The following is a 23,079-nucleotide window of genomic DNA, read 5'->3' on the forward strand; positions in this document are numbered from 1 at the left end:
TTTGACTTCAACTGGATAACTCACTCTTGTCCCCATAGAAAAAACACCTCCATGTTTTATTTCGGATCACAACGGTCCGTTTTCAAACTTGAAGGTGTTTTTTATTTGTCTCATCTTAGAGGGTCAGTCCCGAGGCCATAGCTCTTTTCTTTATCTGCGCAAGACGGCTTGATACGTATCTTCTAATGCTTTTAATACTTTTGTATGAACAGCCGTGACTTCTTCCTCTGTCAATGTTTGTTCTGGATTTAAATATTGCAGAGAGAATGCAACAGATTTCTTGCCTTCTTCCATATGTTCCCCCTCATACACGTCAAAGACGGAAAGGTCTGTCAGTAAACGGCCGCCTGCTTCATAGATGACCCGCTCCAACTGTCCACTTGAAATATGCTGATCGACGACAAGCGCAATATCTCTTGTCACAGCAGGGAATCTTGGAATCGCCGTATATTTCATATCCTCTGTTTCAGACGTCATAACATCTGTTAAATCAAATTCGAATACATACGTTTCTTTTAGATCTAATTCCTTTTCAGCGATCGGGTGGAGTGCCGCAACAAAGCCAATCACCTTTCCATTTAAGTGAACATCTGCTGTACGTCCTGGGTGAAGACCCTCACGCTCTGCTTGAACATATGTGACTTGCTCTGCTACACCAAGCTTTTCAAACAGCCCTTCCGCAATTCCCTTCGCTAGATAAAAATCAACGGCTTTTTTCTCACCCTGCCAAATATTTTTATGCCATAGGCCTGTAATCGCACCAGCCACATGCTCTTTCTCCACTGGCTTGGTGCCTTCAGCTTCTGCTAAGAAAACAGAACCCGTTTCATAAAATGCAAAGGAATCAGCTTGTCTCGCCAAGTTATAGGCAAGAGAATCGAGTAAATTCGGCAAAAGACTTTGTCTTAGCACACTGCGTTCTTCACTCATTGGCAGTGAAAGCCTTGTTTCATAAGCTGGATGCAATGCAAAGGCTGTGGACTTATGCTGATTCGTTAATGAATATGTAATCGCTTGTGAAAGCCCTGCCCCCTCTAAGAAACGTCTCACCTTTCTGCGCTTCACTTGGTATGACGTGAGGCCACCAACTGTGCCAGCTGTCGCAGGTAGTGTAGAAGGAATATTATCGTAGCCGTATAATCGTGCCACTTCTTCAATAAGGTCTTCTTCAATCGTAATATCCATTCTGCGAGAAGGAACCGTCACGACAAGAACGTCATTTGATTCACCTACTGTAAAGCCTAACTTATTGAAAATATGAATCATATCTTCTTTTGAAATGCTCATTCCTAACACTTTGTTTACACGATCAGTTGATACATGGATCACATTCATGCTTGCTTCAATGTGATTTTCCTCGACAGTGCCACTTAGCACTTCACCGCCTGCATAGACGCTGATCAATTGTGCTGCTCTTTCTGCTGCTGACTTTACACGCTGCGGATCTAGTCCTTTTTCAAATCGTGTGCTTGATTCACTGCGAAGCCCTAAGTCTCTAGATGCTTGACGGACTGTTTGACCATTAAAATAAGCCGCTTCTAACAGGATCGTCGTTGTCTCATCGCACACCTCTGATTCAAGACCGCCCATGACACCTGCTACAGCGTGTGCTTTCGTGCCATTTGTAATGACAAGATGCTTTGATGACAATGTGCGCTCTTGATCATCCAGTGTTTGAATCACTTCGTTCTCAGCCGCTTTACGTACGACCACTTGCTTTGAACCGAAGCGGTCATAATCAAATGCATGAAGAGGCTGACCGTATTCAAGCAGCACATAGTTCGTAATATCCACGACGTTGTTAATTGGGCGAATGCCTGCATTCATCAGTCTTGTTTGCATCCAAAGCGGAGCAGGCCCAATTTTTACATGTTTAATGATCTTCGCTGCGTAAAGCGGATTCGCTTCTTGGTCCTCAATGTTGACAGAAATATAGTCTGCTGCTTTTTCCGAAGAAGCTTCATGTGTTGTATCAGGCAGTTTGATTTCTCTCCCTAAAATCGCTGCTACCTCATAAGCCACACCTAGCATATTGAGGGCATCGGCACGATTTGGCGTTAATCCAAGCTCCAGTACCGCATCATCTAATTGAAGCGCCTGAAGGGCATCTTCTCCTGGTTTCACATCATTCGGAAAAACAAAAATCCCTTCTGCATATTCCTTCGATACGAGCTTACTTTCTACTCCTAATTCTTGCAGAGAGCAAATCATGCCATGGGACTCTTCGCCGCGCAGCTTTGCTTTTTTAATTTTGAAGTTCCCTGGCAGGACTGCTCCAACAGTTGCAACTGCGACATGTTGTCCTTTATCCACATTCGGAGCCCCGCAAATAATTTGCACAGGTGAGTCTTCTCCGATATCAACAAGACATTTGTTTAATTTATCCGCATTCGGATGCTGTTCACGCTCAATGACGTGTCCAACGACAACACCCTTGATGCCTTCACCTTTATACGCAATTGCTTCCACTTCAATACCGCTTCTTGTGATTTTCTCTGCTAATTCATCCGGCTGCATGCCTTCTAAATCGACATAGTCTTCTAACCATCTATATGAAACAAACATGTTGATTTCCTCCTCTTAGTCCTGCTTGAATTGCTTCGTGAATCTAATATCATTTGTGTAGAAATGGCGAATATCATCAATGCCGTATTTCAGCATCGCAATACGTTCAACACCCATTCCAAAAGCAAAACCTTGGTAAGTATCTGGATCAAATCCGCTCATTTTCAGTACATTCGGGTGAACCATCCCTGCACCTAAAATCTCAATCCAGCCTGTTCCTTTACATACGGAACAGCCTTTCCCGCCGCATTTAAAGCAAGAAACATCTACTTCAACAGAGGGTTCTGTGAATGGGAAGAAGCTTGGGCGCAGTCTAATTTCGCGATCCTCACCAAACATTTTTTTAGCGACCGTCTCTAGCGTTCCTTTTAAATCACTCATGCTAATATTGTGATCCACCACTAGTCCTTCAATCTGCATGAATTGATGTGAGTGAGTGGCGTCATCGCTGTCACGTCTATATACCTTACCAGGACAGATGATCTTCACAGGGCCTTGGCCTTTATATTTCTCAAGTGTACGCGCTTGAACTGGCGACGTTTGTGTTCTCATCAGTGTATCTCCGGTAATATAGAAGCTGTCCTGCATATCACGTGCCGGATGTTCCTTTGGAAGATTGAGCGCTTCAAAGTTATAGTAATCCGTTTCCACCTCAGGGCCTTCCTCAACGGTATAGCCCATTCCAATAAATAAATCTTCAATATCTTCTACAACAATCGTGAGTGGGTGTCTTGCCCCCGTTTTGATTGGACTTGCTGGCAATGTGACATCAATGGTTTGAGAAGCCAGCTTCTTTTTCACTTCTTCTGCTTCCAGCTGTTGATTTTTTTCAGAAATGGCATTCGCAATCTGCTCTCTCACTTCGTTCGCAAGTGCACCCATTTTTGGTCTTTCTTCAGCGGAGAGTTTGCCCATTCCGCGAAGCACTTCCGTAATTGGCCCTTTTTTCCCTAAATATTGAACACGAATGTCATTGACCTCTTTGAGCGAGCGAGCTGCTTCTACCTTCGCTATCGCCTCTGTTTCAAGCTGTTTTAACGTTTCTTGCATGAGTGTAATCCTCCTTTTGATATACAAAACCGCCTGGATAAACGGCTGTTTGATCGTTTGAAGACAATAAAAAAACTCGCCCCTCCATAAAGAAGGGACGAGTTGTGGTCGCGGTACCACCCTTGTTAAGCACACATGTGCGAATAAGCTTCATTGACATAACGGAATCAAACGAATCCGGTTCACCTTTACGCAAATTTTGCAGTCCCGGTGACAACTCCAGAGGTGAATTCCTGTTTCAGCATTCCTTAAATGCACTTTCAGTCTACGATGCATTCTCCCTATAAGGCCGCTCCTTGAAACAATCTTCCTCTATCATCGTTTTTAAAATATTAGTTTCATTATAATGAAACTCAGCGGATGATGCAACACTATCCACGCAAATGATAGACAAGAACCGCTGCTGCGACGGCAACATTTAATGATTCTGCTTTCCCATACATCGGAACATATAAATTCTGATCTGTCATTTGCAGAATCTCTGGATCAATGCCTGCTCCCTCGTTGCCAACAATTAACGCAAACGAACCTTCTGGCGCTATGTGTCTATACTCCTTCGCATCCTTTAAGGCACTTCCGTATACTGGTATACCTTGCTCCTTGAATGCTGAAATCGCCTGTTGAAGTCTTTGCTTTAAAATGGGCATGTGGAAATGAGAGCCTTGTGCTGATCGAAGCGTTTTTCCGTTAAAGGCATCAACGGTTCCATCTCCTAAGATCACAGCATCAAGACCAGCAGCATCTGCTGTCCGAATCAGTGTGCCTAAATTTCCCGGATCCTGCACTGCATCTAACAGAAGAATTCGCTCATACTTCTTTTCTTCAAATACTGGAAGTGTACAAACCGCTGCGATATGCTGAGATGTCTCTGTTTCTGTCATTACAGAGAAAGCCTCTTTACTAAGTTCATACAGATCAATGTCAAGCTCGATGTCGGCTGGGAGCATGTTAGGCACTGTAACCATTAACTCCTTCACAATTCCACTTTTTAATGCTTCTTCTACTAAATGTTTTCCCTCAACGAGAAATAGCCCCGTTTTTGTTCGTTCTTTTTTTGTATGCAGCTTTTTCCATTGTTTAATGTTTACATTTTTAGCTGATTCTATATATTTCAAACGACTTTAACTCCTTTAAACATCATGAGTTTATTATATCTCATGCACACTACATAATAAACCTGTCTTTGAGACAGAATAGAGCTATTATCATCAAAAAAGGAGTGTGGGCAATGGATTTCAATTTAAGAGGCGCAGTCATTCAAAACATCACTGGCCATAATCAAGAGCAGCTTGAACATACGATTTTAGATGCCATTCAAAGTGGCGAGGAAAAAATGCTGCCAGGTCTTGGCGTTTTGTTCGAGGTTCTTTGGCAAGAGGCATCAGAAAACGAAAAAAATGAAATCCTTGAAACATTAGAGCAAGGATTAAAGCCTCAGCAACAGCAATAAAAAATGCCGGTTTGCTATGTGACACAGCAAGCCGGCTTTTGTTTTCATTTACCCAGAGATAGGTGCCTCCATCCTTAGCGATGGATTACGCCAGATCTCGGTCCATTTTTTAATCGCAAACACAATAATCACAAATCCTAAGATCAGCATGATAATTGACAGCACCGCATTCAGTACACTGTAGCCGGATGCATCAGGATTGAGATACACATTGGCCACCATCCAATAGCCCGCATAATTCACCGTGACATATAAGTAAGCGAGCGGAATTAAACAAGTCAGCATATATCGCCTTTTATCAGCAATTTTCAAAACAACCGTCGCACCAATGATTAAGCCTACTGAGGCCATTAATTGGTTTGAGACCCCAAACAGTGCCCAAATGGATCCGATATCACCAGAATAAAGCAAGTATCCCCACATAAAACAGGCAAGCGCACTTGCAAACACTGAACCAGGTACCCAGTCATTTCGTTTCAGCGGTTTATATGCTTCTCCAAAGAAATCTTGAATCAAATATCGTGCCACACGCGTTCCAGCATCGATAGCTGTTAAAATAAAGACAGCTTCAAACATAATGACGAATTGGAAGAAATAAGACGCCAAATGGCTAAAGAATGGAATTCCCGTAAAAATATACGCCATCCCTACAGCTAATGTAACGGCTCCACCTGTCCTTCCTTCTAAATCAAGTCCAATTTCTTTACTAAGCTGCGGAAGGCTTTCGACACTCATACCAAGCGTTCGGAACATTTCTGGTGTACTGTTAATTGCAAAATAATCTCCTGGATGCAGGGCTGTGGCGGCTATTAATGCCATAATTCCAACCAAACATTCTACTAACATTGCACCAAACGCTACAGGCTTCATATCACTCCAGCGGTCTAGCATCTTAGGCGTTGTCCCTGATCCAACAAATGCGTGGAAACCAGAAATAGCACCACAAGCAATTGTAATTGAAATAAATGGCCAGACAGGACCAGCTAAAACAGGCCCTCCTCCATTTACAAACTCTGTAAACGCAGGAAATTGAATCGTCGGATTGACGACAAAGATTCCAGCAATCAGAGCGATGAAGACACCAATTTTCATAAAACTGCTTAAATAGTCCCTTGGTGCCAAAAGCAGCCAAACCGGCAGCGCCGCAGCAAAGAATGCATAAATTGGCAGGGCGAGAGCAAGCGTTTTTGTATCAAGTGTTAAAAAATCACCAAGTGCCGTTCCTTGAATATTTGGTCCAAGAAATACACCCATCATAAGCAAAATAAATCCCGCAGATGTGGCCAGCTTTAAATTGCCTGTCTTTTTATAATAAAGACCTACCCCCATTGCAATTGGAATGGTGATTCCGACTGCAAATGTTCCCCAAGGGTTTCTTTCTAAAGCATGAAGCACAACCATTGACAGTCCTGCCATCGTAATCGTAATGATAAATAGCATAGCAAGCCCTGTACAAAATCCTGCAACAGGTCCTAGCTCTTCCTTCGCTACCTCTGATAGTGATTTCCCCTTTTTTCGCATAGAAGCAAACAACACGACAAGGTCATGCACAGCTCCGCCAATCACAGCTCCAATTAAAAGCCAAAGGAGACCTGGTAAATACCCAAATTGTGCGGCTAAAATCGGACCAACTAACGGGCCGGCAGCTGCAATCGCAGCGAAGTGATGTCCAAAGGTGACCCATTTATTTGTTGGCACATAGTCTTTCCCGTCCTCAAGTGTATGAGCCGGTGTAGGATGATCATCTGTTACCTTTAACACCTTGACCATCATAAATGTGCCATAGAGACGATAGGCAATCGCTAAAATACACATAGATCCTATCACAATTGTAATCGCATTCATTCAACCATCCCCTTTGTTTTGTAAAAATAATATGATATAAATATAGCATAAATTTATTGATTTTTCTTAATTTTTAAAATCAATTTGACAAAAAATAGAGAATTTAATGTTTAGGTGCTTTACCTACTTCCATAAAATTTTTATAATGAAAATTTTTCTTTATTTGTCAAAAAAGTTATTTTGACTCAACCAAATACTGGAGTTCATTTCCTGGGAAATTCATATGTAACAAAAAGGCCTTTCCTCTATGCTGAGGAAAGGCGCCTTCGTACTAAGAACCGTACGTAATCTGCTCGACAGTTTTTTGATCGAGCCTTTTGATAACTTCTGTTAAAAGCTTCACTGCATTTTCATAATCATCTCGATGAATCATCGCTGCATGGGTATGAATATACCTACTTGGAATCCCGATTGATAGTGAAGGAACACCATGACCTGTTAAATGGATACCGCCAGCATCTGTACCCCCGCCGGGCATTGAATCATATTGATAAGGGATATTCAATTCATTCGCTGTCTGAACAACAAAATCACGAAGTCCTTTATGAGATACCATAGACGCATCAAATACTACGATTGTTGGTCCTTTACCAAGTTTGCTTGTCGCTTCTTTTTCAGTGATGCCTGGCGTATCTCCTGCTACACCAACATCAATGGCAAATCCAATTTCAGGCTCGATCGTAGCAGCTGCTGTTTTGGCTCCGCGTAATCCTACTTCCTCTTGTACAGTCGCAACACTGTAAGCGATATTTTCATGCTGAGCATCATGTAAATTCTTCATGACATCAACTGCAACTGCACAGCCCACACGGTTGTCCCATGCTTTTGCAAGGAGCATTTTTTCATCATTCATGACCGTAAATTCAAAGTAAGGAACGATTTGATCTCCAGGCAGCACGCCCCACTCCATCGCCTGTTCTTTGCTTGAAGCCCCAATATCAATAAACATATCTGTGATCTCAATTGATTTTTTGCGGGCTTCTGGCGACAAGACATGTGGTGGCTTAGAGCCTATCACACCTGTGATTTCCCCTTTTTTCGTCACAATGGTTACACGCTGTGCCAGCATGACCTGTGACCACCAGCCGCCGACTGTTTGAAAACGAATATAGCCTTTGTCATCGATTTTTGTCACCATGAACCCTACTTCATCTAAGTGACCGGCCAGCATGATTTTAGGCCCATTTGCATTTCCTTCCTTCTTAGCGATCAAGCTGCCAAGACGGTCTGTAGAAACTTCATCTGCATATGATTCTATGTATGTCTGCATGACTTTTTTGACATCACGTTCATTTCCTGGAATCCCTTTTGCATCCGTTAGGTCTTTCAGCATAGTTAATGTTTGATCTAGCTTTGTCATTCCATTTATCCTCCTTTATCTTCATGGTGCATTCTTATTATACAAAACCTCTTTCGTTCAATACGATCTTTTTATGAATATTTTTCGTTTAATGAAATATTTTTTAAAAAAGTTGAAACCTTTTGCCTTTTCATTCGTAGTACATCAGATAACGGTATTGGAGGTGCATCCTGTCATGTTTGTCATCCTCATTAGACTCGCTCTTGTTGCACTGCTTGTCTATATTTTCTACATGGCGGTAAGATTTTTCTCAAATCCGAGAAGAAAGCTGAAACAAGCACAATTAAAAGAAGGCTTTTATTTTATGGACGAACAACAAAATGCGCGCAAAAATTTTAATTTCGTCTATAAAGGTGTCTTGTTTGAAGGGGAGAAGCATATTCCTTCTAAGGATCATCCTCTGTTTGTCCACTCCATTTACGTATGGACGGAGTCACCTAAGAAACTAAGTGAATTCACATTAGAAGATTTTGAAAAACTTGAGAAGAACATTATCGAGCGGTATCCTCAAACAAAAATTGATTGGGATCAGCCAATCAAAAAAATCAAACAAAAAAAAGGAGCAGACACGCCGTCCTAATGGCGTCTGCTCCTTTTTCAGATCCAACTGTGATCTAACTGCACAAATGCCAATTTGAAAGGCAGCATGCTTTGTTTTATGCCGGAAATTCTGCATCCCAGGAAACGATCCAGCAGCGCCAAAAAGCACCGCAACACTCCATAAGTGTGCCTCTGAAATTCTCCATTTATGCGCTTTTGCCCGGCGTTTATCCTCTCTCATTAGGAAAAAAACATAGCCAACACCAAGATGACCAGCACAATCAGACCGATATTCATTCTTTTTACCTCACATATGAGAAAAAAGATCACCCCTCGACGGAATGATCTTTTATATAACTTACTTGTCTAGTTGTGCTTTTGCAGCATCAGCAAGCTGATTGAATGCATTTAGGTCATTCACAGCAAGGTCAGCAAGCATTTTGCGATTGACTTCGATACCAGAAAGCTTTAATCCATGCATTAAACGACTGTAAGAAAGACCGTTCATACGAGCTGCAGCATTGATACGAGTAATCCATAGTTTACGGAAGTCACGTTTTTTCTGACGACGGTCACGGAAAGCGTAGTTTCCAGATTTCATGACCTGTTGGTTTGCTACTTTGTATAATCTATGTTTTGAACCGAAATAACCTTTTGCTAATTTAAGAACCTTTTTACGACGCTGACGCGACACAGTTCCGCCTTTTACTCTTGGCATTGTATTTCCCTCCTATGATTCCTATTCCAAATTACTTAATGTTTGCAAGTTGTTGTTTGATACGTTTGAAATCTCCAGCACTTACGATTGCGCTCTTACGCAATTTACGTTTTTGCTTTGTAGATTTGTTTGCGAACAAGTGACTTGTGTATGCATGAGAACGTTTAAGTTTACCAGAACCTGTTTTTTTGAAACGTTTAGCAGATCCGCGGTGAGTTTTCATTTTTGGCATTGAATGTTTCCTCCCTCTGTTACTTTACTTTTCAACTTTTGGTGCAAGCATAAGGAACATGCTACGACCGTCCATCTTAGGTTTTGTTTCTACTGTTGCTACTTCAGCGCAAGCTTCAGAGAAACGGTCTAACACGCGCTGTCCGATTTCTTTATGCGTAATCGCACGGCCTTTAAAGCGGATAGAAGCTTTCACTTTATCTCCCTTTTCAAGGAATTTGATTGCATTACGGAGCTTTGTGTTAAAATCATGTTCATCGATTGTCGGGCTCAACCGAACTTCTTTTAAGCTAATGATTTTTTGATTCTTACGTGCCTCTTTTTCCTTCTTCTGCTGTTCGAATCGGAACTTACCGTAGTCCATGATTCGGCAAACAGGTGGTTTTGCATTTGCAGCAACTAACACAAGGTCAAGATTAGCTTTAGCAGCAATTTCCAGAGCTTCCTGGCGGGATTTAATCCCAAGCTGATCGCCATTTTGTCCGATCAAACGAACTTCACGTACACGAATACCTTCATTAACTAATTGATCTTTGCTAATAGTGAGCCACCTCCATGAGATTTTGAATTGAGTTCACAATTCATTTTGACCATTTCGTTGTATGTTTTACAGGCAAACAAAAAGTGTGGGCATATAAAACACCCACACTGCGAACATTTGCATGAAAAAATAAATGTACGGTCAACCTGTCAACTACAAACATGTGTCAATCAGGTGAGAAGCGGGTGCTTCTGCTTGTGATATCTATTCAATTCGTTAACTATTCTACACAATTTTCATTTGTCCGTCAAGTAACCGAACTCTTGAAACAACTTTTTCATTTTAACATGCTAGAACCGATTTGGGCAAGACTTTTCAAGCAATCATGTCCTTATAGGATCAATTGCAAAAAAATTGGAATGACGATAACGGTCACAACGCCTACCACAACGGCGATACTGGCCATTGTCGCTTCATGTCGCTCAATCATCATGATAATTAAATGAAGCAAATCAGCCACCTCAGATATAAGTTATATCCACTGCCTTTCTATTCTATCATGTGCAGTCAATGATCAAATATCTCTCAAATCTTTTCTTTATTGCCTTCACCTTCTATTGTAAAATGAACATGAGCCTGTCACATGCCATTGAAGGTAAATATATACATAATAAGGGAGAAGATCATGAAAGCCATATTTTTCGATTTAGATGATACTTTGCTTTGGGATGAAAAAAGCATTCACACGACTTTTCAGAAAACATGCCGAGAGGCGGAAAAGAAATATGGACTTGATCCAGAAACGTTTGAACAGATTGTACGTGAAGAAGCAAGAAAACTGTACTCTTCCTATGAAACATATGAATATACTGTCATGATCGGAATTAATCCTTTCGAAGGACTGTGGTCCAATTTTAGTGAACCGATTAGTGAAGGCTTTCAAAAGCTGAACGCCCTTGCACCAGAGTATCGTAAAAACGCTTGGACAAATAGTCTAAAAAAAGCGGGAATTGAAGATGAGGCATTTGGACAATACCTGGCTGATTTCTTTGCAGCAGAGCGCAGAAAACGTCCGTACGTCTATGAAGAAACGTATCCTGTCTTAAATCGCCTGAAAGGCAGCTATGAATTACTTCTTTTAACAAACGGAGACCCTAGTCTACAAAAGGAAAAGCTTGCGGGTGTACCAGAGCTTGCGCCTTATTTTAATGAAATTGTCATTTCAGGAGATTACGGAAAAGGCAAGCCTGATCCTAGCATCTTTGAGCACTGCCTTGAGCTATTAAACATAACAAAAGACGATGTGATTATGGTAGGAGATAATCCAAAAACTGATATTCTAGGAGCATCCCTTGCAGGCATCCAAACCGTTTGGATCAATCGCCATGCCAAGAAAAACGAAACCGACGTAACGCCAGATTATGAAATCAAAGACTTGCATGAATTATTTGATATATTAAAGTAAATTCTAGAGAAAACACCCTTCTCCTGAAGAGATCGGGTGTTTTTGTGTTCTCAAGAGAAACAATTGACACTAGACTTTGGGCTTGCCTGTCTAATCGCAGCTGCTTCTCCTACATTGATGAATTCTTCCCTTGCTTTACGAGATGCCGCTGACCTTTTCTACTTCTAAATGAATTGCCTTCACATATTGATCTACCTTGACTTCTTTTGAATCTGTGGCAAGCTTTGGAATTTCAGCCGCCACCACACTAAAGCCATTTCCACAGGAACCCCCATGTGCAGCTTCTATAGCTGCATTTAATGCGAGCAACCGAGTTTGTGAGGCAATGCCATTAATGGACGTAGCAATTGAACTAATAGACTCTACCTGCTCCGTTAATCGTATTTTCTCTCTCCGCAATATCTGTCGCCACTTTCACGACAACCACTAGGTTTCCCTTTTCATTGCGAACAAGTTATACGTCGCTACAAGTATAATCTATCCCCGGTTTTAGTAACCCGCTGCACTGTTTCCTGAAAGACTTCCCCCTTTTAAACGCTTCCAAAACATTTGATAACTTGCATTTTGTGTAATATGCTCTTTAGACCGTCCATGGCTTTTGAAAAAATATCGTTGACCCATAGTACCTCACCTTGACATCAAATCCAATCATTACAAGGGAGTGCTCCAATGCACGAAGAACGGCTACCGCTTTCATTCCCCCAATACTTCTCTAACCAATAGTACATACTTACCCGTACTTTTGTACCTCCTAAACGTATCATTCAAGGACTTGGATCACCCAGCGAAAGATTTTTTCCATAAAGAAAAAAGCCAGCGGTCTCAAGGGGAAAGAACACTGGCTACTTAATTGAAAAAATTATTTTTTCGCTTCTGCTACTGTATGTTTGACAAAATCTTCAAGATCCATTGTTTCTGAATCTTGTTCACCGTATTTTCTTACATTGACTGCGCCATTTTCTGCTTCTTGATCACCTACGACAAGCATGTATGGGATCTTTTGCATTTGGGCTTCTCTAATTTTATACCCAATTTTTTCATCACGGCTATCAACCTCGACACGTAAGCCTTCAAGTTGCAAGCGTTTTTGGATCTTTTTCGCATAGTCTAGATGGACAGATGGCGAAACTGGGATGACTTGGAATTGTACAGGTGCCAGCCATGTTGGAAGGGCTCCTTTGTATTCTTCAATTAAGAAGGCAACGAAGCGTTCCATTGTGGAGACAACCCCTCTATGAATAACAACTGGACGATGGTGCTTTCCATCTTCTCCGATATATGTGAGGTCGAAGCGCTCTGGGAGTAAGAAATCAAGCTGTACAGTGGACAAAGTCTCTTCTTTTCCAAGAGCTGTCTTGACTTGTACATCAAGCTTTGGTCCATAAAATGCCGCTTCGCCTTCTGCTTCATAGTAGTCATGGCCAAGCTCGTCCATTGCATCCTTCAGCATCGACTGTGCTTTATTCCACATCCCATCATCGTCGAAATACTTCTCTGTATCCTCTGGATCACGGTAAGATAAGCGGAATGTGTAGTCATTTAAGCCGAAGTCTTGATACACTTCTTCAATTAAGCGAACTGTACGGATGAACTCGTCTTTGATTTGATCTGGACGAACAAAGATATGTGCATCGTTTAGTGTCATGCCGCGAACACGCTGCAGGCCAGATAAGGCGCCTGACATTTCATAGCGGTGCATTGTACCAAGCTCTGCAATCCGAATTGGTAATTCGCGATAGCTATGTGGTTCATTTTTGTAAATCATCATATGGTGCGGGCAGTTCATTGGACGAAGGACAAGTTCTTCGTTGTCCATTTCCATGACTGGGAACATATCCTCTTGATAATGCGCCCAGTGGCCTGATGTTTTATACAAGTCTACACTCGCAAGAACTGGTGTATACACATGCTCATAACCAAGACGCACTTCTTTATCTACAATGTAACGCTCAATTACGCGTCGGATGGTTGCCCCTTTTGGCAGCCAGAGCGGAAGACCTTGACCAACCTTTTGAGAGTTCGCAAACAGTTTCAGCTCTTTTCCAAGTTTACGATGATCACGCTCTTTTGCTTCTTCAAGCAGACGTAAATGTTCGTTTAAATCATCTTTGTTGAAGAAAGCTGTCCCATAAATTCTCTGTAGCATTTGATTGTTACTGTCACCTCTCCAGTACGCACCTGCTAGACTTAACAGTTTGAACTCTTTGATTTTCCCTGTAGATGGTAGGTGAATCCCGCGGCATAGATCAAAGAATTCACCCTGCTCATAAATCGTGACGGCTTCGCCTTCTGGAATTGCCTGTAACAGTTCAAGCTTCAATTCATCACCAATCGCTTCGAAGCGTTTTTTCGCTTCTTCTCTTGATACTTCAATACGCTCAATTGGAAGATTGCTGTTAATGATCTTTTTCATTTCTTTTTCAATCTTTGGTAAGTCTTCAGGCGTGATGGCAACATCGATATCCACATCGTAGTAGAAGCCATTTTCGATTACAGGGCCGACGCCAAACTGGACGTGATGTTCTTTTCCATAAATGCGTTTAATTGCTTGCGCTAGTAAATGTGCTGTGCTGTGGCGCATAATATCAAGAGCTTCTTCACTTTTATCTGTGATGATCTCAATTGTTCCACTTTCTAATAGCGGCATACGCAGATCTATTTCTTTGCCGTTTAATTTACCGGCAAGCGCTTTTTTCTTTAGGCCCGGGCTAATTGATGCCGCAATGTCTTCTGTTGTTGTTATTTTGTCAAACTCCTTGACTGCTCCATCTGGAAATGTAAGTTGAATTTGTTCCGACATCTCTGGTCACTCCTTTTTTTGACAATATAAAAACCCCGCCCCTTGGAAAGGGACGAGGTTGAATAAACGGAATCGTGGTTCCACCCTTTTTCCCGTATTTGCAGCTTTCTTTTTGATAAGCAAATACGGCTTGTGGTTCGATAACGGGAATTCCCGTCAGCTATTACTAAACAAGTTCACAGCTGATGTTCAAAGGTGGTAAAGCAAATGATCCTCTGCTAGGAAGCTTTCAGCCGCAACTTCCCTCTCTTTAAGCGAGTGTTCATTTGTTCATGTCCTTATCAATACGGTCTCTGTATGAAGTTACACCGTATTATAAAACGTTTTTTCATGAAAATCAAGAAAGCTTTTCACTTTTTTTTGGCAAATGGTCATGAACAAATTGGACATTCTGCTCCTGAAATGAGTGAGGCGGGAACACCTCAACTCTTTCTTGAAAAATATTTTGAATGGTTTGCACCATCGAATGACCTGTGTCATTTGTAAATAGGTCTATCTTTTGAGGGGCAATGGATACAAGCGGTGCAATTAGCTGCGAATCAATATACATTGGATGCTCTCTTACAAACTGTCTATCTATGTATTGTTTATGATCACGCTCAGAAGCGTAGCGAAATTCCCAAATCACTAGTCGATCCTGATGCACGACATGTACTTTTTCCAGCTTAGGCTCTCTTGCCATCACATAGTCTCGAAGTGATTGAATAAAGTTCTGATATTCTTGTTCCATTTTGTACTCTTCAATGGACACCTCGACATAATTCTTAAGCCTTTGATCATACTCTGACAGCCTAAATGTCATAAATGAACTAATTGAAAAAATACCTTGCTGTAAAGAGATCGTCTCAAGCTCCTTTTTTAAAAGGACTTCTCTTGATGGGTCTTGATGAATCCCGGGAATATCCTCTATATCCCCTTTCATGATGCTATGGGCGATAGAAAGAATTTGGTGCTGCTCTTCAGGATCTTTAAATAAGTATGTGTTTTCAAGGATGCTGCGCATGCGCTCATTTTCTTTGCATTCCAAAAAAAAGTCAACCAGTAATGGCCGCACGATGTGCTCAAGTGCTTCTTCTGATTCCTTCGCCTCTATGAGAAGCCGGTCTTTCCCTTGTTGAATTGAAATGTGATGCCGACTGTCCAAGTGTTCAGCAAGATGTAAAAAAGCGGCGGTATCATATTCATCTTCAAAGATTATTTCAAGCATGTTTGTCCCCCCTAACGACATCTGTTACATATATATGGGGTGAACATAAAAAATAGACGCCTAAAATAAATCAGGCATCTTTCTTTTTAAAATCAGTGGAACCGAGATAAAGATCAGGTAAATCAAGCAGACGATTGATAAGGCGGCATAATTGCCGCTAACAAAGCTTGACCCGAAGACATTTAACGCAATCGTACCCGGTATTAACCCTAAAAAGGTCGCTACCGCAAAAGCCCTGTATTTTGCATGTGAGGCTGCTGCCGCATAGCTGACAAAGTCAAAATGAATGGGTGCAATACGCAATAACAAAATATAAAGAAACCCATGCTGCTGAATGCGGGACGTCACCGCTTGTAGCTTCCGGCTGATTGATTCCGTTTCATGCTTGTTTGAACGAAAAGTTGAAGCAATCAGGAAGGATCCCGTTGCGCCCGCTGTCGCACCGATGAGGGCGTAAATTGTCCCAAGTACACTGCCAAAAGCCAAACCTGCTGCTAGGGAGAAGACGGTGACAGGGAAAAGAACAAACGGACGAAAAAGAGATAAGAAAAGAAAAACAATGGGGGCCAGCATCCCAAATTGAAGTACCCAATTCTTTACATCTTTCGGCGCTAGCTGAAGATGCTGTTTGTTCAGCCACCATAGTGCAGCAATCAGAACGCCAATCACGAGAACGAAAAGCCATTTTCTATTGCTCATCTAATCAGCTCCTCCTTCAAGTGATATACATTTTTATAAATGGCGACGATTTTCTCCTTCAAGTAAAACTGGCTCTGCTAAATAGAAAATCCGTTCCATTAAACGAGCCGCTTTAACCTCTTCTTTTTCTCCGCGCTGTGAGTACGTAAAATGATGCTTTAGCTCATTCGGTGAGAAATTAGAAGAGAAGAAGGTCGGCAACTGTTCGGCCATGCGATATTGTAAGATCGTTCCTAACAGTTCATCTCGGACCCAGCTTGTCATCGATTCTGCCCCAATATCATCAAACATTAAAATAGGGGTTGATTTGACCATATTCAGCTTTTCTTCTAGTGTATGATCGGCTAACGAATTTTTTAACTCTCTCACAAATTCAGGCACGTATACAAGGAGAGATGGGTATTCTTTCACCGCCAGCTGCTGCGCAATTGCTGCCAGAATAAATGTTTTCCCTACCCCAAACTTTCCGTGTAAATATAAGCCCTTTCCCTTACCAGTCTCATCATAGCTTTGCAGGAATTGTCCTACCTTTTGAATGACCCCTTGTCTCCCAACAACATTCAAATCAGCAAACGTCGCTTGAAGAACATTTTGCGGAATGTACATGCTTTTCATGAGCTCTTGCTGTTTTTTCTGTCTATCCAGTCGCAGCTTAACAGGACATTGGGAATATTCAATTTCAATACTCTGACCTTTGATCACAAGCTTCGGATGATACCCGTCTAAAAGGACATTTACGTCCTCTTCATCTAAGCAGTAGGAACAGCCCTTCGATTGCTGAACATATTCAAAGAGTCGATTCAGGCTGCGATTGATCATGTCTTCTTGTATCTCTTCTTGATGCTCCTTTAAAAAGGCCTGTACATCTTCATCAGACAACACACTTTCTTTAATCTGATTGTATCTCACACGAAAATCTACTCGTTTTTTTAGCTGTTCAAATGAACGACCGATCGGTTTCATCTCCATCTCACCTCACATTAGTGTGCATTGTAATTGTACTTTTTCATATTTTTAAACTGATCTAACAGTTTTTCTTTTTCTCGTTCGAGATCTTCTGTAGACAGACTGTCCTCTTGTTCTTTTGCCGGCTCTTCTTTCATTTCAGTTTCTTTCATCCAGTCAGGCAATTTTTCCTCGCGAACGACTTTTCCTGATCCATATGAGCTTCGCTGCTTTTTTTGCTGCGCCCACTCTGTCATTTGCCTGTTCTCTTCTTTGGCAATTTTCATGGCAGCCGCAACGGTTTTGATTTTCTTTCTCACCCAGTGCGCGGCAATTTTTTGCATATATGTTTTGGACAGCTTCATATCTGTTTTCAGCAGTGTATAGTAAATCAGGACATTCATGACACCTGGCTTGAGCTGCTGCTCGAGCATAATATCTTCGACAATTCTTAAGTCAGCATACGTTGGCTCAATGCCATCTGCCATATCTTTTAGAAGCTCTCTAGGCGAAATATGATCAAGCTTTTCAACTAGTTTAGTATCCGGTGTTTCTTGCGACGGATGCTCCGAAGCATTGTGACATAAATGTCTTGGCTGTTTTTGATCAATCAGCTTCGGCTGTTTCCCTCTGTATTCAATTTGATACCAGTCTCTCGCTGCTTTTCTTAAATCTTCTGTTGAGATCATCTGATCCGGTCCACAAGCGCTTGCTACAATATTTTGCATTTGCAGCGGGGTGATGCCATATACAATGGCTAACTTCTTAATCGTCTCTTTCACCTGCCTTGTCAAAGCCTTTCTTGGAATCATCATGTTAGACATGCCCGCTAACAATAGATCAAAGTCAAAAGATTCGTCTGAAAGCGGTGCCGGCTGAGCAGATCCAACGGTCACATATTCATAGCCCTGTTCAAGCGATGATGCTTGATTGATTTCTTCTGTCATCTTGCGTTCGCTTGGCTGCAATACGTGAAAGACTTCTTCAAACGACCGTGAAATGTTTTTAGCTTCTGCAGGAGCACCTGGATAAGAAAAATAATCACGAAGCTGTGTATATTTTGCTTTCTCTACACGATGATATAAAAGGACATTCAGCATACCGTCTTGGAAAAACTCATCTGGTCTTAGCGGTGGCACGAGCTCATACGTAAACAGTCTGCCCTCTTCCGTTTCCTGTTCATATGTGCGTAGTAAGCCGATCGCTTCTAGCTTTAAACGTTCCTCAAAAATATCATTTAAATTCGTTTGCAGCATCACCATGAGCTGCCTATGAGGTGCGGGCTTTCCCCACATACGATTTTGTTCTAGCTCTCCCCACAGCGTCATGTATAAGCTGAAAGCGGACATGCCAATAAGCGGCTGATATAAAAGAGTGATGAGCTGTCGATCGATGTCACCGAGCAATGAAGCGCTTTTGACGACATACGGATCGACGGCTAGCACTTCCTTCCAATGCTCTGTCATATGCTGATCCTCCCCCCTGAATGCGATTGTTTCCATTGTACACTCTTTTTGCGTTTTACGCTTTACGCAGGAAAAAGAGCATGAAGAATCTTCAGCTCTTTTTTAACGTTCTTTTTTTAATAAATCTTTTAATTCATCAATAAATACATTGATATCTTTAAATTGCCGGTATACTGAGGCAAACCGAACGTAAGACACTTCATCAATTTTCGCCAGCTCGTCCATCACCATTTCACCAACAAGCTCGCTTTTTACTTCTGACATACCTTGATTACGCAATTCTTTTTCGATGTTAAAGCAGACATCTTCCAGCTGCTTTAAGGCGACAGGACGCTTTTCACACGCTTTGATGAGTCCTCTTAACATCTTTTCTCGGCTAAATTCCTCTCGTATACCTTCTTTTTTGACCACAATAAGCGGCAATTCTTCTAATTTTTCAAACGTCGTAAAGCGGTATTGACAGCTTTCGCACTCTCTTCTACGACGGATGGATTTCCCTTCATCTACTGGTCTTGAATCAAGCACCCTTGTACCAAGGTGCTGACATGTAGGACATTTCATTTCATCAGCTCCGATCTATTCTTGCAAGTTGTTTGTCTAGTTCTTCATAAAGGGACATAACGGTTTTTTGACTATAGCCAAAGTCTGTTGGCAGGGCCGTTCTGTTGTTACATTAAAATCAACAGCTGTTTCAAAAGGACGAATTGAAATGACAGTCGCCACGAGAAAGGTTTTTTTCGGCATTCGTATATTTGCGCTGATTTCACCTCGTTCTGCTGAAACAGATGTCACTTGATACGTTTCGGGATCCACCGCTTGGAAAACTTGTGAATTTGTAGTAACGGCTTTTCAGCTCTGACACTGGATGATGGTTAGACGTTTCCGTATGATTTGAAATGAATTGCTTTAACTTTTGTCCTAAAGTCATACATGTATCCACTTTGTCTTTACGCCTCTTCTTTATTTTATAAAAAAAACCTTTGTTTTCCTAGAACAAAAGTATAGACAAGTAGGGGAATGTTGGGTGTAGTATATGAAACAAATATAAAAAGGAGCATAACACAAAGGCATTCGATGCTTTTGGCCAGCTCCCATTGCAATCTTTTTTATGTTTACAGTGCTTTGACTTTCGCCTGTTTCACTTGTACAGGTCCCATGCCTCGAGGAATTTCGATGTTTTCCCTTGTTTCAGCACCTAGTTCATCTCCGATATGATCTGCTGCAATATTCGGATCTAGGTCGCCACAAGTATAAACATCTATGCTCGCATAACCATGTTCAGGAAAGCTGTGAATTGTCAGATGAGATTCAGAAATAATGACAACTCCACTTACTCCTTGAGGCGCAAATTTGTGAAAAGCAACCTCTCTTACCTCAGCTCCTGATTTCAAAGCTGAATTTACAAACGTTTTTTCAATAAAATCCATGTCGTTGAGTTTATCACAGTCGCATCCCCATAGCTCGGAGATAACGTGACGTCCGATTGTTTCCATCATGGACCCCCCTTAAACAAGAATGAAAGAGTGAAGTTCTAAGCAGCCGGACCGGACATATACCACGGGGGAAAGTTAGTCCTAAGAGGTCCTAACCCTTTAAGTATACCCGAATGAGTCTGCGAACAAGAAGTTCACGAAAAATAGTATACTTTGTTTAGACCCATTTTGCAACCTGTGTTTTTAGTGGGATCTTCTCTCATTTCTTTGAAAAGGGACGTTCATCTTCTTCATTTCAAACAGCAGATAGCTCTTTCATCTTCGAGCCAACAAACTTCACAAGATCAACCACTCTGCATGAATACCCCCATTCATTGTCATACCATGCCAGGACTTTCACTTTTCTACCTTCCATCACCATCGTTGTGAGTCCATCAACGACAGCTGAATAAGGATTTGTGTTAAAGTCTGTTGAGACAAGCGGTTCCTCTGTGTAATCCAATATGCCTCTAAGAGATGTTTTAGATGCATTTGAGAAGGAAGCATTTACCTCTTCTGCTGTGACCTCTTTTTTCAAATCGACCACAAGATCAACCATCGACACATTTGAGACAGGCACACGTAGTGCAAGCCCATGCAGTTTTCCTTTCATATGAGGAAGCACTAAAGAAAGCGCTTTAGCCGCACCCGTCGTTGTTGGAATGATGGACTGAGCACACGCTCTTGCCCGGCGTAGATCCTTGTGCGGGTTGTCGATATTTTTCTGATCATTTGTATAAGCATGAACTGTTGTCATTAAGCCGTTGTCGATACCAAATTCATCATCTAACAACTTGACAACTGGAGCTAAACAGTTTGTTGTACAAGATGCGTTTGAAATAATGACGTGCTTTTCAGGATCAAGATCATCCTCATTCACACCCATAACAATCGTGATGTCTTCGTTTTTACCTGGAGCTGTTAAAACGACTTTTTTCGCTCCGGCATCTATATGGCCCATCGCTTGATCTTTTGAATTAAATTTACCAGTTGCTTCTATGACGATATCAATTCCAAGCTCTCCCCACGGAAGCTGCTTTGGGTTTCTGTTATTTAGCAAAAACACTCTTTTTCCATTCACAATCAAAGCGTCATCTTCTGCAGTTACATCGCCTTCGTAACGTCCATGATTTGTGTCATATTTAATTAAATGGGCTAGCGTTTCGGCAGGATAGCTTGCGTTAATCGCTACAATTTGAATTTGATCATCAAGCATTGCTTTTCTGAAGACCATGCGTCCAATTCTGCCAAACCCATTGATCGCTGCTTTTACTTTCATGAACAGGTCACTCCTCTATTATATGTTATACTCAATAAATCCATATATGAAATTAGTATATCACATTAGATTGTAATTGCCAGTATATAAACATATATTTTCTAAAAAGGGCTGATCTTTTCAAAGAAAAGAAGAAAAAGCATAAAAAAAGAAGAGTACGTGTATGTACTCTTACTCTGTATGTTCCCATTCGTTTAATATGTTCTGTAATTGTTTTCTGATAAAAGCCAAGTCTTTTGTGTTTACTATGACGCGGTCTGCTTTTTTACATTTCTCCTCAAGCGGCTGCTGGGCACGAATACGATTTAGCGCTTCTTCCTCGCTGAGGTCGTTTCGCTTCATGAGTCGTGATAGCTGCAATTCAGGCGTTGTGTACACGACGATGATCCGGTCGACGAGATTCTCCAGCTGACTCTCGAATAAAAGCGGGATATCAAGCACAATAAAGGTTTCTTGCTGATTGATCCCTTCGTCTCGCCGCTTGAGCATTTCCTTTCTCACCTCAGGATGAACAATGGCATTCAACTGTTTTCTTTTCTCTTCATCAGAAAAAATGATCGCTCCAAGCTGCTGCCGGTTCAATTCACCATTTGGCAGGAGGACATCCTCACCGAAGGTTTGAAAGATATGTTGAAGAGCTGGCGTTCCTTTAGAAACAGCTTCTTTTGCAATGACATCTGCATCCACAACCCGGATGCCCTGCTCTTTTATCACCTGCGAGACTGTGCTTTTTCCACTAGCAATCCCGCCTGTTAAACCAATGACGATCGTCAATCTATTTCCTCCTCTACAGCTTCCATACGCCAATTAAAATGAGCAATAGCCCTGGTAAGCATGCGAGTTTATCGATCCAGCGCCAGTTTGACAAATAATGTCCAGCACGCAGCCCAATACACACAAAAAGGGAGCTCATCACTGCCACCGTGATACTCATCATAATTGGAGAAAAGCCTAGAATCGCTGCGCCAATCCCTGCGCCAAATGCATCAATGGATAAAGCAATCCCAAGGAGCACCGCTTCTATTCCATTAATTGTACCAGAACGATCAATGTCTGCACTTGTAGGCTTACGTAAAATTTGGATGACAAGCCCGAGAGACTGCACTTCTACATTGAGCAGTGTTTTTTCATGAAGGAGCATGTCACGATCTTTTGCTGGTTTGTAAAATTGATACAAGACCCAAAGACCAATGGCGATCAAAATCCCTCCACCAAGTTTATCTGTCACTGAGACAGGGAGGAAAGTTGTAAGCAGGCTACCAATCAGCATGGAAATGAGCAGCACAATCCCTGAACAGCATGCAATAATGACAATGGCTTTAAATGGAATTCTCATTTTTCGAAGACCATACGTAAAGCCGACAGAAAAGCTGTCAATGCTGACTGCAATAGCTAAAAACAGAAGCGAAAACGAAATCATACCTGAACTCTTCCTTTCTGTTCATGCAACAATGATCAAGAGTCTCTAGGCGTTCTCAGACTCTTCTTCACTATATGAAGAGCAGG

General features: G+C 41.7%; 21 protein-coding genes, 3 pseudogenes and 2 other annotated features. Of the genes and pseudogenes, 3 read left to right on the top strand and 21 right to left on the bottom strand.

The features are described from left to right. Nucleotides 1–150: 150 nt before the first annotated feature. The 3 genes from pheT to LC033_RS00995 all read right to left on the bottom strand — a co-directional run bounded on the left by pheT (nucleotide 151) and on the right by LC033_RS00995 (nucleotide 4,730). Nucleotides 151–2,565: a phenylalanine--tRNA ligase subunit beta gene (pheT, locus tag LC033_RS00985; protein WP_226566443.1), complete on the bottom strand. Its 2,415-nt coding sequence runs from the start codon at nucleotides 2,563–2,565 to the stop codon at nucleotides 151–153. Between the two features lie 15 nt (nucleotides 2,566–2,580). After that, on the bottom strand, nucleotides 2,581–3,615 hold the full coding sequence (pheS, locus tag LC033_RS00990; protein WP_226566444.1) for a phenylalanine--tRNA ligase subunit alpha: 1,035 nt from the start codon (nucleotides 3,613–3,615) through the stop codon (nucleotides 2,581–2,583). 371 nt (nucleotides 3,616–3,986) lie between these two features. Continuing rightward, the gene (locus LC033_RS00995) at nucleotides 3,987–4,730 is read right to left on the bottom strand and encodes a TrmH family RNA methyltransferase (protein WP_226566445.1); all 744 of its coding nucleotides are present in this window, start codon (nucleotides 4,728–4,730) and stop codon (nucleotides 3,987–3,989) included. Between the two features lie 113 nt (nucleotides 4,731–4,843). Between LC033_RS00995 and sspI the strand changes: the two genes are divergently transcribed. After that, nucleotides 4,844–5,065, top strand: coding sequence for a small acid-soluble spore protein SspI (gene sspI, locus LC033_RS01000; protein WP_024425725.1), 222 nt, complete (start codon nucleotides 4,844–4,846; stop codon nucleotides 5,063–5,065). Nucleotides 5,066–5,113: 48 nt separating this feature from the next. On the opposite strand, the gene cstA is transcribed toward sspI, so the two are convergent. Together cstA and LC033_RS01010 are read right to left on the bottom strand one after the other, a co-directional pair. Then, complete coding sequence (gene cstA, locus LC033_RS01005) at nucleotides 5,114–6,910, bottom strand: carbon starvation CstA family protein (RefSeq protein WP_226566446.1); 1,797 nt, start codon at nucleotides 6,908–6,910, stop codon at nucleotides 5,114–5,116. A gap of 271 nt (nucleotides 6,911–7,181) precedes the next feature. Beyond that, on the bottom strand, nucleotides 7,182–8,270 hold the full coding sequence (locus LC033_RS01010; RefSeq protein WP_226566447.1) for a M42 family metallopeptidase: 1,089 nt from the start codon (nucleotides 8,268–8,270) through the stop codon (nucleotides 7,182–7,184). Nucleotides 8,271–8,445: 175 nt separating this feature from the next. On the opposite strand from LC033_RS01010, the gene LC033_RS01015 reads away from it, so the two are divergent. Next, nucleotides 8,446–8,850 carry a sigma-w pathway protein ysdB gene (locus tag LC033_RS01015; protein WP_226566448.1) on the top strand — a complete coding sequence of 135 codons (405 nt, stop codon included), beginning with the start codon at nucleotides 8,446–8,448 and terminating at the stop codon, nucleotides 8,848–8,850. Between the two features lie 45 nt (nucleotides 8,851–8,895). Here the strand turns inward: LC033_RS01015 and LC033_RS01020 are convergent. The 4 genes and pseudogenes from LC033_RS01020 to infC all read right to left on the bottom strand — a co-directional run. After that, nucleotides 8,896–9,107, bottom strand: a pseudogene (locus LC033_RS01020) (DUF1294 domain-containing protein); the annotation flags it as partial. Between the two features lie 61 nt (nucleotides 9,108–9,168). Continuing rightward, nucleotides 9,169–9,528 (bottom strand): 50S ribosomal protein L20, encoded by a 360-nt coding sequence (rplT, locus tag LC033_RS01025; RefSeq protein WP_007501659.1) that lies wholly within the window; start codon nucleotides 9,526–9,528, stop codon nucleotides 9,169–9,171. Between the two features lie 31 nt (nucleotides 9,529–9,559). Further along, entirely contained in the window at nucleotides 9,560–9,760 is a 201-nt protein-coding gene (rpmI, locus tag LC033_RS01030; protein ID WP_003216324.1) for a 50S ribosomal protein L35, read from the bottom strand. Between the two features lie 24 nt (nucleotides 9,761–9,784). Continuing rightward, the gene (infC, locus tag LC033_RS01035; RefSeq protein ID WP_226566546.1) at nucleotides 9,785–10,300 is read right to left on the bottom strand and encodes a translation initiation factor IF-3; all 516 of its coding nucleotides are present in this window, start codon (nucleotides 10,298–10,300) and stop codon (nucleotides 9,785–9,787) included. A gap of 71 nt (nucleotides 10,301–10,371) precedes the next feature. Beyond that, nucleotides 10,372–10,503 (bottom strand) — a sequence feature (ribosomal protein L20 leader region). A gap of 422 nt (nucleotides 10,504–10,925) precedes the next feature. Here infC and LC033_RS01045 point away from each other — a divergent pair. Then, complete coding sequence (locus tag LC033_RS01045) at nucleotides 10,926–11,705, top strand: HAD family hydrolase (protein ID WP_226566449.1); 780 nt, start codon at nucleotides 10,926–10,928, stop codon at nucleotides 11,703–11,705. 58 nt (nucleotides 11,706–11,763) lie between these two features. Here LC033_RS01045 and LC033_RS16965 read toward each other — a convergent pair. The 12 genes and pseudogenes from LC033_RS16965 to ytaF all read right to left on the bottom strand — a co-directional run. Beyond that, nucleotides 11,764–12,402, bottom strand: a pseudogene (locus LC033_RS16965) (methyl-accepting chemotaxis protein); the annotation flags it as partial. Nucleotides 12,403–12,564: 162 nt separating this feature from the next. Further along, the gene (gene thrS / locus LC033_RS01055; protein ID WP_226566450.1) at nucleotides 12,565–14,505 is read right to left on the bottom strand and encodes a threonine--tRNA ligase; all 1,941 of its coding nucleotides are present in this window, start codon (nucleotides 14,503–14,505) and stop codon (nucleotides 12,565–12,567) included. 45 nt (nucleotides 14,506–14,550) lie between these two features. Beyond that, nucleotides 14,551–14,799: a binding site (T-box leader), on the bottom strand. Between the two features lie 43 nt (nucleotides 14,800–14,842). Beyond that, complete coding sequence (gene ytxC / locus LC033_RS01060) at nucleotides 14,843–15,712, bottom strand: putative sporulation protein YtxC (RefSeq protein WP_226566451.1); 870 nt, start codon at nucleotides 15,710–15,712, stop codon at nucleotides 14,843–14,845. Between the two features lie 60 nt (nucleotides 15,713–15,772). Further along, a complete protein-coding gene (locus LC033_RS01065) occupies nucleotides 15,773–16,411 on the bottom strand; it encodes a TVP38/TMEM64 family protein (protein WP_226566452.1) in 639 nt (212 codons plus the stop codon). Between the two features lie 33 nt (nucleotides 16,412–16,444). After that, nucleotides 16,445–17,374, bottom strand: coding sequence for a primosomal protein DnaI (gene dnaI / locus LC033_RS01070; RefSeq protein WP_226566453.1), 930 nt, complete (start codon nucleotides 17,372–17,374; stop codon nucleotides 16,445–16,447). 17 nt (nucleotides 17,375–17,391) lie between these two features. Then, nucleotides 17,392–18,822: a replicative helicase loading/DNA remodeling protein DnaB gene (gene dnaB / locus LC033_RS01075; protein WP_226566454.1), complete on the bottom strand. Its 1,431-nt coding sequence runs from the start codon at nucleotides 18,820–18,822 to the stop codon at nucleotides 17,392–17,394. 102 nt (nucleotides 18,823–18,924) lie between these two features. Then, nucleotides 18,925–19,383, bottom strand: coding sequence for a transcriptional regulator NrdR (nrdR, locus tag LC033_RS01080; protein WP_003216720.1), 459 nt, complete (start codon nucleotides 19,381–19,383; stop codon nucleotides 18,925–18,927). 4 nt (nucleotides 19,384–19,387) lie between these two features. Beyond that, a pseudogene (locus LC033_RS01085) lies at nucleotides 19,388–19,750 on the bottom strand (cytosolic protein). Nucleotides 19,751–19,934: 184 nt separating this feature from the next. After that, nucleotides 19,935–20,315 carry an adenosylmethionine decarboxylase gene (gene speD / locus LC033_RS01090; RefSeq protein WP_226566455.1) on the bottom strand — a complete coding sequence of 127 codons (381 nt, stop codon included), beginning with the start codon at nucleotides 20,313–20,315 and terminating at the stop codon, nucleotides 19,935–19,937. A 235-nt stretch (nucleotides 20,316–20,550) separates the two neighbouring features. Beyond that, the gene (locus LC033_RS01095) at nucleotides 20,551–21,573 is read right to left on the bottom strand and encodes a glyceraldehyde-3-phosphate dehydrogenase (protein ID WP_226566456.1); all 1,023 of its coding nucleotides are present in this window, start codon (nucleotides 21,571–21,573) and stop codon (nucleotides 20,551–20,553) included. Nucleotides 21,574–21,744: 171 nt separating this feature from the next. After that, nucleotides 21,745–22,347 carry a dephospho-CoA kinase gene (coaE, locus tag LC033_RS01100; RefSeq protein ID WP_226566457.1) on the bottom strand — a complete coding sequence of 201 codons (603 nt, stop codon included), beginning with the start codon at nucleotides 22,345–22,347 and terminating at the stop codon, nucleotides 21,745–21,747. Nucleotides 22,348–22,360: 13 nt separating this feature from the next. Beyond that, nucleotides 22,361–22,993: a sporulation membrane protein YtaF gene (ytaF, locus tag LC033_RS01105; RefSeq protein WP_226566458.1), complete on the bottom strand. Its 633-nt coding sequence runs from the start codon at nucleotides 22,991–22,993 to the stop codon at nucleotides 22,361–22,363. Nucleotides 22,994–23,079: the final 86 nt, after the last annotated feature.

Source organism: Bacillus stratosphericus (assembly GCF_020524495.1).
GTDB lineage: Bacteria > Bacillota > Bacilli > Bacillales > Bacillaceae > Bacillus > Bacillus stratosphericus_B.

What these genes read in the sequence shown, in the direction of transcription:
- LC033_RS01065 (WP_226566452.1), bottom strand. Translation starts at nt 16,411, where the DNA reads ATGAGCAATAGAAAATGGCTTTTCGTTCTCGTGATTGGCGTTCTGATT.
- nrdR (WP_003216720.1), bottom strand. Translation starts at nt 19,383, where the DNA reads ATGAAATGTCCTACATGTCAGCACCTTGGTACAAGGGTGCTTGATTCA.
- LC033_RS01095 (WP_226566456.1), bottom strand. Translation starts at nt 21,573, where the DNA reads ATGAAAGTAAAAGCAGCGATCAATGGGTTTGGCAGAATTGGACGCATG.
- sspI (WP_024425725.1), top strand. Translation starts at nt 4,844, where the DNA reads ATGGATTTCAATTTAAGAGGCGCAGTCATTCAAAACATCACTGGCCAT.
- LC033_RS01015 (WP_226566448.1), top strand. Translation starts at nt 8,446, where the DNA reads ATGTTTGTCATCCTCATTAGACTCGCTCTTGTTGCACTGCTTGTCTAT.
- rpmI (WP_003216324.1), bottom strand. Translation starts at nt 9,760, where the DNA reads ATGCCAAAAATGAAAACTCACCGCGGATCTGCTAAACGTTTCAAAAAA.
- dnaB (WP_226566454.1), bottom strand. Translation starts at nt 18,822, where the DNA reads ATGACAGAGCATTGGAAGGAAGTGCTAGCCGTCGATCCGTATGTCGTC.
- cstA (WP_226566446.1), bottom strand. Translation starts at nt 6,910, where the DNA reads ATGAATGCGATTACAATTGTGATAGGATCTATGTGTATTTTAGCGATT.
- LC033_RS01045 (WP_226566449.1), top strand. Translation starts at nt 10,926, where the DNA reads ATGAAAGCCATATTTTTCGATTTAGATGATACTTTGCTTTGGGATGAA.
- rplT (WP_007501659.1), bottom strand. Translation starts at nt 9,528, where the DNA reads ATGCCAAGAGTAAAAGGCGGAACTGTGTCGCGTCAGCGTCGTAAAAAG.
- speD (WP_226566455.1), bottom strand. Translation starts at nt 20,315, where the DNA reads ATGGAAACAATCGGACGTCACGTTATCTCCGAGCTATGGGGATGCGAC.
- pheT (WP_226566443.1), bottom strand. Translation starts at nt 2,565, where the DNA reads ATGTTTGTTTCATATAGATGGTTAGAAGACTATGTCGATTTAGAAGGC.
- LC033_RS01010 (WP_226566447.1), bottom strand. Translation starts at nt 8,270, where the DNA reads ATGACAAAGCTAGATCAAACATTAACTATGCTGAAAGACCTAACGGAT.
- ytxC (WP_226566451.1), bottom strand. Translation starts at nt 15,712, where the DNA reads ATGCTTGAAATAATCTTTGAAGATGAATATGATACCGCCGCTTTTTTA.
- ytaF (WP_226566458.1), bottom strand. Translation starts at nt 22,993, where the DNA reads ATGATTTCGTTTTCGCTTCTGTTTTTAGCTATTGCAGTCAGCATTGAC.
- thrS (WP_226566450.1), bottom strand. Translation starts at nt 14,505, where the DNA reads ATGTCGGAACAAATTCAACTTACATTTCCAGATGGAGCAGTCAAGGAG.
- dnaI (WP_226566453.1), bottom strand. Translation starts at nt 17,374, where the DNA reads ATGAAACCGATCGGTCGTTCATTTGAACAGCTAAAAAAACGAGTAGAT.
- pheS (WP_226566444.1), bottom strand. Translation starts at nt 3,615, where the DNA reads ATGCAAGAAACGTTAAAACAGCTTGAAACAGAGGCGATAGCGAAGGTA.